Origin of the sequence: Xanthobacter wiegelii (assembly GCF_043193855.2) — a bacterium.
Taxonomy (GTDB): Bacteria; Pseudomonadota; Alphaproteobacteria; order Rhizobiales; family Xanthobacteraceae; genus Xanthobacter; species Xanthobacter flavus_A.
This window is the reverse complement of sequence record NZ_CM195529.1, coordinates 1,797,571-1,810,895: the sequence shown is the minus strand read 5'-3', so window position 1 is coordinate 1,810,895 and position 13,325 is coordinate 1,797,571. Positions and strand designations below refer to the sequence as shown.

Annotated in this window: 11 protein-coding genes and 1 pseudogene; 8 read left to right on the top strand and 4 right to left on the bottom strand. The window is 68.2% G+C overall.

The window, feature by feature from the left end:
• The first annotated feature begins 32 nt into the window (after window positions 1-32).
• The 3 genes from V5F63_RS08320 to V5F63_RS08310 all read left to right on the top strand — a co-directional run bounded on the left by V5F63_RS08320 (window position 33) and on the right by V5F63_RS08310 (window position 2,159).
• Window positions 33-452 (top strand): ribbon-helix-helix domain-containing protein, encoded by a 420-nt coding sequence (locus V5F63_RS08320; RefSeq protein WP_394102001.1) that lies wholly within the window; start codon window positions 33-35, stop codon window positions 450-452.
• Between the two features lie 93 nt (window positions 453-545).
• Window positions 546-1,796 (top strand): extracellular catalytic domain type 1 short-chain-length polyhydroxyalkanoate depolymerase, encoded by a 1,251-nt coding sequence (locus tag V5F63_RS08315; RefSeq protein WP_394102002.1) that lies wholly within the window; start codon window positions 546-548, stop codon window positions 1,794-1,796.
• A 186-nt stretch (window positions 1,797-1,982) separates the two neighbouring features.
• Window positions 1,983-2,159, top strand: a complete 177-nt coding sequence (locus V5F63_RS08310) for a hypothetical protein (protein ID WP_394112934.1) — start codon at window positions 1,983-1,985, stop codon at window positions 2,157-2,159.
• Between the two features lie 650 nt (window positions 2,160-2,809).
• Here the strand turns inward: V5F63_RS08310 and V5F63_RS08305 are convergent.
• Window positions 2,810-4,150, bottom strand: a complete 1,341-nt coding sequence (locus V5F63_RS08305) for an ATP-binding protein (protein WP_394102004.1) — start codon at window positions 4,148-4,150, stop codon at window positions 2,810-2,812.
• Complete coding sequence (locus V5F63_RS08300) at window positions 4,147-4,809, bottom strand: response regulator (protein WP_394102005.1); 663 nt, start codon at window positions 4,807-4,809, stop codon at window positions 4,147-4,149. The genes V5F63_RS08305 and V5F63_RS08300 overlap by 4 nt, the downstream gene beginning before the upstream one ends.
• A 76-nt stretch (window positions 4,810-4,885) precedes the next feature.
• Here V5F63_RS08300 and dsbD point away from each other — a divergent pair, with 76 nt between their 5' ends.
• The 3 genes from dsbD to V5F63_RS08285 are packed head-to-tail and all read left to right on the top strand — an operon-like array spanning window position 4,886 to window position 8,059.
• On the top strand, window positions 4,886-6,721 hold the full coding sequence (gene dsbD, locus V5F63_RS08295) for a protein-disulfide reductase DsbD (protein WP_394102006.1): 1,836 nt from the start codon (window positions 4,886-4,888) through the stop codon (window positions 6,719-6,721).
• A 22-nt stretch (window positions 6,722-6,743) separates the two neighbouring features.
• Window positions 6,744-7,373 (top strand): DsbA family protein, encoded by a 630-nt coding sequence (locus V5F63_RS08290; protein WP_394102007.1) that lies wholly within the window; start codon window positions 6,744-6,746, stop codon window positions 7,371-7,373.
• Window positions 7,373-8,059 (top strand): L,D-transpeptidase, encoded by a 687-nt coding sequence (locus tag V5F63_RS08285; RefSeq protein ID WP_445329494.1) that lies wholly within the window; start codon window positions 7,373-7,375, stop codon window positions 8,057-8,059. Before V5F63_RS08290 ends, V5F63_RS08285 begins: the two co-directional genes overlap by 1 nt.
• 104 nt (window positions 8,060-8,163) lie before the next feature.
• On the opposite strand, the gene V5F63_RS08280 is transcribed toward V5F63_RS08285, so the two are convergent.
• Together V5F63_RS08280 and V5F63_RS08275 are read right to left on the bottom strand one after the other, a co-directional pair.
• Window positions 8,164-10,266, bottom strand: a complete 2,103-nt coding sequence (locus tag V5F63_RS08280) for a c-type cytochrome (RefSeq protein WP_394102009.1) — start codon at window positions 10,264-10,266, stop codon at window positions 8,164-8,166.
• Window positions 10,267-11,292: 1,026 nt separating this feature from the next.
• Window positions 11,293-11,623: pseudogene (locus tag V5F63_RS08275) on the bottom strand (transposase); the annotation flags it as partial.
• Here V5F63_RS08275 and V5F63_RS08270 point away from each other — a divergent pair.
• Entirely contained in the window at window positions 11,570-12,325 is a 756-nt protein-coding gene (locus V5F63_RS08270; protein WP_394029761.1) for an RNA polymerase sigma factor, read from the top strand. The pseudogene V5F63_RS08275 and the gene V5F63_RS08270 sit on opposite strands and share 54 nt — an antisense overlap.
• A gap of 28 nt (window positions 12,326-12,353) precedes the next feature.
• Entirely contained in the window at window positions 12,354-13,319 is a 966-nt protein-coding gene (locus tag V5F63_RS08265) for a FecR family protein (protein ID WP_394102010.1), read from the top strand.
• Window positions 13,320-13,325 lie beyond the last annotated feature (6 nt).

Below are 13,325 nucleotides of genomic sequence, written 5' to 3'. Positions count from 1 at the left end.
ACCATCCACACAGATGGTTTAGGGATGGAAAAATGGCCCACAAGGTGCAGGAGCTCAGGCCGCGGCAGGCGGAGAGCGAGAAGATCACCATCAACCTTGGTTACGTGGACCTGGGCCAGGTGGACCTTCTGGTGCGCGAAGGGTTTTATTCCAACCGCACGGATTTCATCCGCACCGCGATCCGCAATCAGATCGACCGCCATGATGAGGCTCTGAAAAAATCGCTGAGCCGGCATCAGCTGGACCTGGGTCTGCGGCGTTATAGCCGCAAGGATCTTGAGGCCGCGCACAATTCCGGCGAGATGCTCCATATCCATGTGCTCGGCATGGCGGTCATCGAGGAGGATGTTTCGCCCGAGCTGGCGCGCTCCACCATCGCCTCCCTTCAGATTCTCGGGGCCCTCCAGGCCAGCGCGGGTGTCAAGGCGGCGCTGGCCGATCGGATCTGCTGACGACCTGAACTCGCCAATGCTGGAGAATTCCAGCCTTTCACCGCAGGGCCGGCTCCTGCGCTTTGTCCGAATGAACTCGTGGAGCCGCACCAGATGGCCAGACAATTCAAGATCGACGTGTTGGAAGCCACACGCCTCACCCGCCAGGGCCGGCTCGAAGAAGCCATGACCGTCCTGCGTGACGGCCTTTCCAACTCCCCTGACACCGATCGGCCTGCCGAAGCGGACGCGGGCACATCGATCGTCGACCTCGTTCCGCCTTCGCCGGAAACCGGCAGCGCCTGGACTGCGCCTGCAGCCACAACGGCTGCCCCTGTCCATGTCGACCACGTCGCCGCCCGGCCCGCCTCCTGGCTGGACGGAATGCTGGATCTGGTCCTTGACGCCAGCCCCTCTGCCCGCCTCAAGGCGAGGAGACCGCGCGTGGCCACGCAGGTGCCGGTGCCGGAAGGTGCCCGCTTCGAGGAACGCAGTTTTGCCAACCAGGCGGGCCGCCGATCCTACAAGCTTTACGTGCCCCAGAGCCTGGCGGACGAGGCCGTGCCGCTCGTGGTGATGCTGCACGGCTGCACCCAGTCCTCGGACGACTTCGCGGCCGGCACGCGCATGAACGAGCTGGCGGAGGAGCACGGCTTTATCGTCGCTTATCCAGCGCAGAGCCATGATGCCAACGCCTCCGGCTGCTGGAACTGGTTCAATGCGAGCGATCAGAAGCGCGACCGGGGCGAGCCCTCGCTGATTGCCGGCATCACGCGCCAGATCATGGACGAGTTCCCGGTCGACCCGGACCGGGTATTTGCCGCCGGCCTGTCCGCCGGGGGTGCGACGGCAGCGATCATGGGCGCGACCTATCCCGATCTCTTCCGCGCCATTGGTGTGCATTCCGGACTGGCGTGCGGTGCCGCCCGCGACATGCCTTCCGCCTTCGCGGCGATGCGCCAGGGCGGCAGTCCCGCGGCGCACCGCAGCGATGGGGTTGTCGTGCCCACCATTGTCTTTCACGGTGACGGCGACAGGACGGTCCATCCGGTGAACGGCACGCAGGTGGTGGCGCAGGCAGCCGCGCAGGCGCAGGGGGAAATGAAGTTCCGGACGACGGTCACCTCCGGCCAGTCTCCGGGCGGCGTGGCTTACACCCGGGAAGTCCACAGCGATGCCGCGGGGAATGGGGTGCTGGAAAACTGGGTGCTCCACGGTGCCGGTCATGCTTGGTCCGGCGGCAGCCCGTCGGGATCCTTTACCGATCCGAACGGGCCGGACGCGAGCCGCGAAATGGTGCGCTTCTTCCTGAAGAGCAGCCGCGCCGAGCGCACGCGGCTGGCAGCGATTAGGCCTCGGCGCTGACGGGGCGAGATTTGCGTGATACCCCGTAACGCTCTCGGCCTCGCCCCATCGCATTCCGCGCGCCTCGACTGGATGGGGGCCTAATGCCATGGGCATGGCTCGCGGTCGATCTCGCGAGGCGCACGTCCAAGAAAGACGACATGGGCTCCGCGTATTTCCCGAATCCACGTCGTCTTCCGGCAGGTGGTGAGCGTGGACTGGCGCGGCATCGGGCCAGACCTGCCCGTGCTCTCCTCCATCGACTGGCGCGCGGCCGCGCTCTCCGCGATGGCGATGATCGCCATGTTCCGGCTCAGGCTCGGGATGCTCCCAACCCTTGCGATATGCGGCTTGGCGGGGATGGTGCTCGCAGCGCTGGGCTAGGTGAGCCCGGCCGTCGGTCCCGGCGGCACTGCCCTTGTGGACAAGAAGGCTATCTCCGCGCGGATCTTGAACCGGGTATGGGAGGCGGCCTGAGTGGCCATCGTTCTGTCCCTTCGCGCCAGATCCCGGCAGTTCGCCGGATAGTGCCATCGAGCAGCATCGCCCCGATTTGTTGGCATTTGTGTTGGCACCAACTTGATATAGGACTGAAATTTATAACTATTTTCAACTAGATATGTGAGAATTGAGGCGCCCTCATCCGGCACCATTTAAGCATTTGATATATAAAGAAAAATCAGACAGCGAGATATTGAAGTCGGATAGGTCGCCCCGCGTCGCCACCGAAGTCAAAGTACAGATGAGTGAAGAAGGAGGCGGTGATCCAACCCTCGCACCGGCCTGTGGAGCCGGAGGTCGGGGGTTCGAGCCCACCCAGCTGTCCCACTTAACGCCTTATAACGCCTGAGTTTTTAGGTAGACAAGCGTAGTGGGTGGAACAGGCAACGGAGCGCAAACGGCTCCTGGGTCGGAAATTTTTAAGGCAGAGAATTGTCCGGAACACCGGTGTTCCCCTGTTCCATCCCAGTGCAGGTCGAATCGAGCGGCAGGCGGCGATTGTTCGCCTGGGCCGGAGCCGCCATTGCCGGAATTCAGGTGCGCGACCAAATGATCGTGGCTCTCAGCCCCTGTCGATCAGGGCGGTTTTCCAGCGTGAGCCGGGCGCCGGCGCGGGCGGCCGCCATGGTGGCGATGGTGAGCCCGAGGCCGCTTCCCGCCCCGCTGCGGCTGCGGCCCCGGTAGAAGCGGCGTGTCACCAGCGGCAGCTCGTCTTCGGGAATGCCCGGCCCCTCGTCCTCCACGCACAGCCCGCCGGCGCAGGGGCGCCAGGAGATGGTGCCGCCGCCGGCCGCATGCTCGACGGTGTGCTCCACCGCGTTCTCGTGCAGGTTCCGCAGCATCAGGTGCAGCGCCTCGCGGTCGCCCTTCAGCTTCACTCCGTCGAGGGCGTGGTCCACCACCACATGCGCCGTGGCAGGCTTCGACGTCTGGCGCACGATGTCGCGCAGCAACGCCCCGGCCTCCGTCTCGCCGGGAGCTTCGAGCGACGGGGATGGCGTGCCTTCGAGCTTGGCGAGCGCCAGCAGCTGCCGCACGAGGCGGGTGGTGCGGTCCACCGAGACGAGGATCTGCCGCAGTGCGCCCTCGCGCGTCGGTGCATCATGTGCCGCCAACGCGATCTGGGCCTGCGTCTTCAGACCGGCGAGGGGCGTGCGCAATTCGTGCGCGGCGAAGGCCGTCACGTCCCGCTCCTGCCGCCGCGCGGCCTCCACCTTGGCGAACAGGCCGTTGATGGCCTCCAGCAGCGGGCGGATTTCGGCCGGGGCCGCCGCCGGCGCCACGGGGCGCATGTCCTCGCCGTCACGGGCGGCGATGTCGCCGGCCACAGCATGGAGCGGCGCGAGCCCGCGGCCGACGCTGATCCAGATGAGCAGGCCCAGCAGGGGTACGACGAGGATCACCGGCGCCAGCAGCCCCGCCACCAGATCGCGCACCAGCCGGTCACGCAGGCCGATGCGGTCGCCCACCATGACCCGCACGCCCTTGTCCGGATCAAGGATGGTATAGACCCGCCACGGCTCGCCGTTCACCGTGCGCTCGGAGAAGCCTTCCGCGGGCCCGGCCAGCGCCTCTTCCGGCGCACCACCGGATTTCGCGACGAGGCGCCCGTCCAGCGACCATATCTGGCACGAGAGCTGGCGCTCGTAGCCGGCCTCCGGCGGAGCCGTCGCCTGCGCCACGGCCTCGGCGGCCGCGATGTTGCCGCCGGCCACCAGCGAATGGACCATGCGCGCCGCCTCCTGCAGGCGGGTGTCCAGCACATGCTCCAGCTCGCTGCGGCTCGAGGCGTAGATCCAGCCGGTTGCGCACAGCCAGATGACGCCCGTTGCCGCCAGCAGGATCAGCACCAGCCTGCGCTTGAGCGAGGTCATGCCGCCCCCCTGACGCGGTAGCCGAGGCCGCGCACGGTCTCGATGGTCTCGCGGCCGACCTTGGCCCGAAGATTGTGGATGTGCACCTCCACGGCATTGCTCTCCACCTCCTCCTGCCAGCCGTAGAGCCGCTCTTCGATCTCCATGCGGGAGCGGATCACGCCGGGTCGCTCCATGAGCGCGGAGAGCACGGCGAATTCCCGCCGCGACAGGGCGATGGACTGCCCGTCGAGCGTCGCGGCGAGGGTGGCGGGATCGAGCACCAGGGCTCCCACCTTGAGCAGAGGGCCGGCCCGGCCGTGGCCGCGGCGGGCGATGGCGCGCACGCGGGCATTCAATTCATCGAGGTCGAACGGCTTGCCGAGATAGTCGTCGGCGCCGCCATCGAGGCCGCGCACTCGGTCAGGCGCCTCGTCGAGGGCGGTGAGCAGGAGGACGGGCGTCGCGTCGCCCTGCGCACGCAGGCCGGCAAGCACGTCGAGCCCGGAGCCGTCCGGGAGCATCACGTCGAGAACCACCGCATCGAAACGCGCGGCCGCGAGCGCCGCCCGCGCATCGGCGCAGGTCGTCGCATCGTCCACCGTCGCCCCGGCGAGGCCGAGCCCCACCTTGAGGCCGTCCATCAGGACCGGGTCGTCCTCGACGACCAATATGCGCATCACACCGCTCTCCTTGCCCCTTCCCTTCTACCCCGACCTTAAGGCCCGCTTAAGGTGGGCATCCGAGGGAGCGTTCATGGCCGCGAACACGCTCCGCTCTCCCCTCTCCCCCCTCCGCCGCGCGCTCGCCGCGCTGGGGCTCATCGTGCTGTCAGCCATCGGCGCCGTCCCTGCGCTGGCGCAGGGCCGCATCCTGAAGGCGGACGAGGCTTTCACCGTCTCGGCGACACGGGGGACGGACGGCAACCTCTCCCTGAGCTGGCGCATCGCGCCGGGCACCTATCTCTATCGCGATAGCCTGAAGGCCGGGAAGGACGGCACCGCCGTCCCCCTCGCTTTGCCGTCCGGCGAGGAGAAGGACGATCCGAATTTCGGGCCGGTGGACATCTATCACCGCGCGGTGACGGCGGTGGCCACCGGCCTGCCGGCGACAGGGGCGCTGGACATCTCCTTCCAGGGCTGTGCCGAGCAGGGCGTCTGCTACCCCGCCGTGACACGGCGCGTGGATCTGGCGACGCTCGCCGTAACCCCCGCCCGTCCGCCTGCCGACGCCTCGCCCGCGCAGGACCAAGGGAGCACCGCGTCCCCCCGCGAACCGGCCGCAGCGGCCGAGCCCGCCGCACAACCGGCCGCCATGGATGCACTGTTCCACAGGGGCTTGCTGCCCCTCCTCACCGCCTTCTTCGGCCTCGGCCTGCTGCTCGCCTTCACCCCCTGCGTCTTCCCCATGCTGCCGATCCTCTCCGGCATCCTCGCCGGCGGCGGAGCGAAGCCGACACCGGCCCGCGGCCTCGCCTTGTCCGGCGCCTATGGCCTTGCCATGGCCGCGGCCTATGGCGTGCTCGGCATGGGCGCGGCCTGGACCGGCGCGAACCTTCAGGCGGCTCTGCAGACGCCATGGGCCATAGGACTGATGGCTGCCGTGTTCGTCGCGCTGGCCGGCGCCATGTTCGGCCTCTTCGATCTTGCCGTCCCCTCCGCGCTGGCGGCGCGGCTGCCGTCGGGCGGGCGCGGCTCCATCGCGGGAGCAGCCGGCCTCGGCTTCGCCTCGGCGCTGGTGGTGGGGCCATGCGTGACGCCGCCGCTTGCCGCCGCCATGCTCTATGCGGCGCAGACGGGGGATGCGGGGCGGGGCGGCTCCGCTTTGTTCATGCTGGGCCTCGGCATGGCGGCGCCGCTGGTGGCGGTGGGGGCGTTCGGCGCGCAGATCCTGCCCCGCTCGGGACGCTGGCTTCTCGCCATCAAGCAGGGCTGCGGCGTGCTCTTCCTCGCCATCGCCGCCTGGCTCGCGGCGCGCGTGCTGCCCGACGCGGCGGGGCTGGCCCTCTACGGCCTTCTCGCCATCGGCCTCGGCGTGTTCGCCGGCGGCTTCGATGCGCTGACGTCCGACGCCGATGCCGGCCGCCGGATAGGCGAAACCTTGGGCAAGACGGCGGGCATCGCCGCCGTGGCGGGTGGTCTCCTGCTGCTGGTCGGCGCGGCCGGTGGCGCGAGCGACCCGCTGCGTCCCCTCGGCTTCCTCGCCGCGCCGGCCCGCCCCGCCACCGCGGAAGTGCGGGAGGTGCGGGTGTCGTCCCCCGCGGCGTTGAGGCAGGCGCTCGCCGCCGCAGGTCAGGACGGCCGGCCCACCCTCGTCTCCTTCACCGCCGACTGGTGCACGGTCTGCAAGTCCAACGAGGCGACGATGGCCGAGCCGGCCGCAGCCGCGCGCCTGTCCGGGCTGGACCGCATCGCCGTGGACGTGACCCGGTATGGCGACGGCGCGCAGGCCCTCATGGGCCGCTATCAGGTCATCGGCCCGCCCACCTTGTTCCTCCTCGATCCCGCTGGCCGCGAGGTGCCGGGATCGCGCCGCGTGGGCGCGCTGACCGGCGCCGACATCGACCACCTCGCCACCAAAGCGGGCCTCTGACCCCATGACCGAAGGACGACCCATGCGACGCAGGGACTTCATCCGCATCGCCGCGCTCACGGCGCTCGTGCCAACCGCGCTGGCGGGCGCAGGCGGGGCATACGCGGAAGGCGTCGACGTCAACGCCATCCTCCGCGACCCGGCCGCGCCGACCTTCGGCAATGCGGACGGCGATGTCACCATCGTCGCCTTCCTCGACTACAACTGCCCCTTCTGCAAGAAATCGGCGCCGGACCTTGCCCGCGTGGTGAAGGAGGACGGGCACATCCGCCTCGTCTACAAGGATTGGCCGGTCCTCACCGAGGCTTCAGTCTACGGCGCGCAGCTGGCCCTCGCGGCGACCTATCAGGGGCGCTACGAGACGGTTCATAACGCCCTGATGGCCATCCCCGGCCGCCGCATCGACGAGCCGACCATGCTGAAGGCGGTGGCCGGCTCGGGCGTTGACCTCGACCGGCTGATGGCGGACCTGAAAGCCCACATCGCGGACATCGGCGCGCTCCTGAAGCGCAATGCGGCGCAGGCGGATTCCCTCGGCCTCAGCGGCACGCCCACCTATCTGGTCGGCCCTCTGCTCGCCTCGACCCTCGACTATGCCAGCTTCAAGCGCGCCGTTGCCGAAGCCCGCCACCGCCAGACCGCGGGGGAATGATGCCGAACTTGGATCTTCTCTTGGCCGCCAACGTGCTCTCCCGTCGCAGCCTGTTCACCACTCTCGTCCTGCCGCTGGCCCTCGGTGCCTGCGTGACCACGCAGGAGGAGATGCCGGTGAAGGCGCCGCGCATCGCGCCGACCGATGCGGCGCGCTATGGCGCGCTGGAGGACGGTGGCTTCCGCATCCCCGCCGCCGACCCGGACGACATCAAGCCGCGCAACGTGCGCCAGCTGGTGAAGGACCCCACCGGGCAGGAGCCGGGCACGCTGGTGGTCGATCCCCGGAACCGCTTTCTCTATCTCGTGCAGGAGAACGGCAAGGCGCTGCGCTATGGCGTGGGCGTCGGCCGCGAAGGGCTCGAATTCTCCGGCACGGCGAATGTGGGCAACAAGCGCGAATGGCCGAGCTGGCGGCCCACCGACGCCATGATCGCGCGCGAACCCGTCAAGTATCGCCCTTGGGCCGGTGGCATGGCTGGCGGCGAGACCAATCCGCTGGGCGCCCGCGCCCTCTATCTGTTCAAGGATGGCAAGGACACGCTCTACCGCATCCACGGCACCAACGAGCCCTGGACCATCGGCGAGGCGGTCTCCTCCGGCTGCATCCGCATGATGAACCAGGACGTGATCGACCTGTACCGCCGCGTGCCCAACGGCACGAAGGTGGTGGTGCTTCCCGGCTGAGTCCTCCCCAACCATCCCCTTTCCGCCCGTCCAACGTCCCGCGACGGGGGGATGCGCGAGCGCCCGGACCCCGTTACGGTCCGGGCGCTCGTTGTTTCAGGCGGTCAGTAGCGGGCGTCCGCCGGCTTCTTGTCCTTCGGCCAGTCGTTCACCTTGGGGGCGAAGTCCGGCCGCGGCATGTGGCTGAAGTATTCGGCCACATCCACCGCCTCCTGATCGGTGAGGCCGCCCTGGCCCAGCGGGAATCCGCCGTGGAAGCCGATGGGCATGTTGCGCTTCACGAATGCCGCAGCCGTGTAGGTGCGCGCCATGCCCGCGCCGATGTTGAAGGACTGGTCGCCCCAGAGCGGGGGATAGACGAAGGCGCCGGCGGCGTCCTTGATCCCCTCTCCGTTCGACCCGTGGCACACGGCGCACTGGGCGGCGTAGACCCTGGCGCCGTTCTCCGTATCCGGCTTGATCGCCTGGCTGATCTTGCCGACGCCACGGCCCTCCACCTTGTCCTCGGGCTTCGTCTCCCGCTTCATCCAGTCGAAATAGGCGACCATGGCCTTCATGTCGTCGCCGTCCTTGGCCAGCGGCTTGCCGTTCATGGAGCGCAGGAAGCAGCCGTTGATGCGGTCTTCCAGCGTGATCTCCCGCCCGGCCCGGGGCGCGTAGCTGGGGAAGAAGGCGGAGACGCCCACATAGGGCGAGCCGTCGGCCACCGTGCCGGCATTGAGATGGCAGCTGGCGCAGTTCAGCGCGTTGCCGACATTCTTCGGCAGCAGAGTGTGCGTCTCGGTGTTGAGGCGCATGCCGCGCACCAATTGGGCCGCATTGGGCTCATTGAGCACATCCGCGATGCGCGGCGTGTCGAAGGGCCGGGTGTCCACCTTGGGATCGAGCGTCGCGCGCGCAGCCTTCACCTCGCCGGCCGTGACCGGCGTGGCATTGCCGCCCCAGCTGGCGCGGACGAAGGAGAGGATGTCGGCGATCTCATCGTCCCCCAGCCGGGCGAAGCCGGGCATGGTGAAGACGCGGGAATGGGCCTGCGTCTCCGCCGTCGCCCAGCCGGTCAGGGTGATGTGGACCAGCGTCGAGGCGTCCTTGGCCGAAACGGTCGGGTTGCCGGCGAGCGGCGGGAACACCTTGGCCACGCCGCCCCCGTTCAGGCGATGGCAATCGGCGCAGAACTGGGCATAGGCGAGCCCGCCGCGGGTGGTGAACATCGCGGCAGGAACCGCTGAGGCCACACCCGTGTCCGGCGTGGCCGGCCGCCGCGGGCGGGGCTGGTCGGTGGGCAGGCCATCCAGATAGGTGGCGATGGCCACGAGATCGGCGTCGGTGAAGTTCTGGGTGGAGTTGTGGATCACCTCGGTCATGGAGCCGGAGACGGTGCCGAAGCGGTTCTGTCCGGTCTTCAAGAGCTCCACCGTGTCATCCACGTCGCCGAGGCCGCGCAGGTTGACCGCGTTCCATTCCTCGACCTTTGAGCCGGCGAGGAACATGTCGCCGCTGCCGTCCGTGTCGGACATGGCGCGCTCCTGGAAGCCGATGCCCCGCGGCGTATGGCAGGCGCCGCAATGGCCGAGCCCCTGCACCAGATAGGCGCCGCGATTCCACACCTCGCTTTTGCCGGCATCGGCGACGAAGGGGTGGGTGTCGAGGAACATCTCGTTCCAGAAGGCGAGCGTCCAGCGCTGGTTGAAGGGGAAGCCGATCCCGGACGGCCGGTTAGGGCTATCCACCGGCGCCACGCCCTTCATGAGGTAGACGTAGAGCGCATACATGTCGTCCGGCGACATCTTCGCATAGGACGGGTACGGCATGGCCGGGTACATGTGGGTGCCGTCGGCGGTCACGCCCTGGCGCATGGCGCGATCGAAGGCGCCGAAGCTGTAGCCGCCGATGCCGGTCTTCGGATCGGGCGTGATGTTGGTGGAATAGAGCATGCCGAACGGCGTCTCCAGCCCGCGCCCGCCGGCCATGGGCTTCCCGTCCGCCGTGGTATGGCAGGCGACGCAGTCGCCCAGCTCCGCGATGTACTTGCCGCGGGCCACCAGCTCCGGGGCCGCCGCCTGCGGCAGCGTGCGGCCGCCATCATCAATGCGCGGCGGGGAGACGATCCACCCGAAAACCGCCGCGCCAACCACCGCAACGCCGGCCGCGGCCGCCGCGAGCGTCTTCAATCGCGGCCTGCGCCGGATTGCACCTTCGTCGTTCATGGAACGACCTCCTGTCCTGGCCGCGCCCCGAAAGCACGCACGAACCCTTCCGGAGAAACGGCTTCCCGTCCCTCCGGCGATTCGCGGCTGCTGTCGCGCCGCCCTCCAAGTCCCGCGCGGCGACACTATTCCCGCACCGCAGCAGGGCATTGACGCATCGCAACTGTAGAATTTCGCGATGGGGATGGTGACGCTGACTGGCGGATATTTCGACCTTCAAGAAACAGCGATCGTCCCCGACACCCTACTGGATCGCACGCGCCTGGCCCCGGCGCGGATGGCATCTCGCTGTCCTATCTGGCCGGCTTCGGCTTCAACCGGCTCTCAGCCTGGTGCCCAAGCTGCCGCGTCGCCGCGCACATGGCGTTCGCCGACCTTTATGCCGAGATCTCGAACGCGCGCCGGAGGATCTGGGCAGCGTCTTGTCGTGCCCGGACTGCGCAACGCCGCGGGCTGTTTCCGCCATGGCGGAGAAGGAGGTGCGGACTGCATGAGCGCCGACTACGAGACCATCGCCTATTGATGGAATTACTGCGGCCTGTTGAATGCCCTGAAGGCGCGGCGGAAGGAGCTCGGCCTGTCCCAGCTCGAAGTCGACGACAAGGCCGGCCTCCAGGATGGCTATTGCGGCAAGCCGGAGGCCTGGGATCGTGACAGCGGCCGCCGGCTTGGGTCTCGCTCGATCTGTTGCTCGACACCTTTGGCTTCGGCCTCGTCCTATTTGAAACGCGCTCTCCTTCCGGACGGCCCGAGCATGACCCGTCACAGCCCGGGCTCTCACTCGAGGGCGGCGGGATGCGCCGGCACCGGACGGGGAATTCGTCCGTCTCCCTGGCCGCAACCGAAGGCGGGAAGCCAAAGCGGTTCCGGGCGGCCCTGAACACTGAGATGGCTGCGTTCAAAACATCGCAGCGTCCCCGCAACGTCTACCGCCTCGCCGAGTTGAGGGATCAGAACGAGGCCAAGGGCGCGGCGGTTCAGGCCATCCGAGCACTGGAGGAACTGGCGCAGCAGGCAGAGGCCCCGCCGCCGTTCGCTCATCCCATGGGCTTCCATAAGGTAGGCGACAGCTCTGCGCTCGGCAGCGGACTTCACCACTTCTTTCCCAGCAGATCCTTCAGCGCGACGTCGTCCAGCATGGCGTCGGCCAGCATGCACTTCAGCTTGGCGTTTTCATCGTTGAGCGCCCACAACCGTTTGGCCTCCGGCGCGTCCATCCTGCCGAAACGGGCTTTTCACTTGTAAATGCCGCGTCACTGAACCCGTGCTTGCGACACAGCTCCGAGACCGGCACCCCGGCCTCGTGCTCCTTCAGGATGCCGATGATCTGCTTTTTCGTGAAGCGGCTGCGCCTCATGTTCTGGCCCTCTCAATGGGCCAGAACGAACTTCAAACTGGATTAGCCAGGAGGGGCAACGTCAGGTTTCTTCTTACACCACCTTATCATTACTCCAAATCATCGCGATTGCTCGCCTTCAGCGAAGCAGCTATCAATTTCGCTCTTCTTCACCGAATAGCCGCCTGCCCCGCCACGATGATTGCGAAAACTGACACCGGCGGCGATCTGATGCTCGCCTACATGCGCCAATGGCATGAGTTGCGAACCCAACTCAGTCGACGCGTCGGTTCGCGGGACCTTGCCGAAGAGGCCCTTCAAGAGACGTGGCTGCGGCTTGCCGGCATGGGGCAGGCTCCAGTGGGGGTGCGTGACTGCCACGCTTTCCTCCTGCGCATCGCTGGCAACATCGCCATCGACCTGCTGCGGCGAGAACGCCGTCATGCCGCCCGGCAGATCAGCGACGACGCAGTGCTACGCGAGATTGCCGATGCCACGCCCTCTCCGGAAGCCTATGCGTTGCACCGCGACGAATTGCGGGTGCTGGTGCGTGCCCTTGCCGAGTTGGAGCAGAAGCCCCGGGCCGCATTGCTGTTGAGCCGGTGCGACGGGCTGACACATGCAGAGATCGGCGCGCGCTTGAAAGTCTCCGACAGCATGGTCGCGAAATATCTGGTTCAAGCCCTACGGCACTGCCGCGACAAGCTGCGAGCATTGGACTAGCTTCGGCACGTTGCTTCGGTATCCGCGCATGACGCCCACGCCCCGCTCCGTCTCGCCCGCGTTCGCCCGCGCACCCATTGCGGCAAGCGATCGCGCCATCGAATGGCTCGTGCGCATCCATTCCGGGGCACCGGGGGCGGAAGCGGAGGCGCAGGCTTTCGCGCGCTGGCGCGCCGAGAGCCCCGAACACGAGGCGGCGGCGCGCGAGGCCGAGGCGCTCTGGCACGGGCTCGGCGGCGCTGGAGCCGTCGCGCGGGATACGGCGCGCAAGACATCACGGGAAAAGATCACGCGCCGGGCGCTGATCGGTGGCGGGGCGTTCGCCGCGCTGGGCCTAGGCGCGCTCGCCGCCGGTACTATCCGCGATCGTCTCGCTGCCGACGTTGCTACCGGTGTCAACGAGGTGCGGGCGACGGACCTGCCGGACGGATCGCGCGTTCTGCTCAATGCGAGCACGGCGCTGGCGCTCGATTTTAGTGGGGCCGAGCGGGCCGTGAGGCTGCTCTCCGGGCAGGCCCTCTTCACCGTCGCGCGCGATCCGGACCGTCCCTTTGTCGTCACCGCAGCGGACGGGCGCACCCGCGCCCTCGGCACCGCCTTCGACGTCGACATGCAGCCCGACGGGGTGGTGGTGACCGTTGTGGAGGGCGCCGTCACCGTGGCGGCAGGCGCGAGCGGCGTCACCCTGCGCGCGGACCAAAGTCTGCGCTATGACACCCGCGGGCGGGTGATAGGGCCGCGGACGGTGAATGCCGACTCCATCACCGCCTGGCGGCGCGGCAAGCTCATCTTCGATCGCCGGCCGCTGGTGGAGGTGGTGGCCGAGCTCCAGCGTCACACCCACGCACGCATCATCATTGCCAGCGGCCGCCTGAAGGGGCTGGAGGTGACCGGCGTGTTCGAACTGGCCGATCCCGGATCGGTGCTGGAGACCATCGAGCAGACGCTGCCGGTGCGCGTGGTCCGCCTGCCGCTGATCAACGTCATCCTCTGAGCGCGA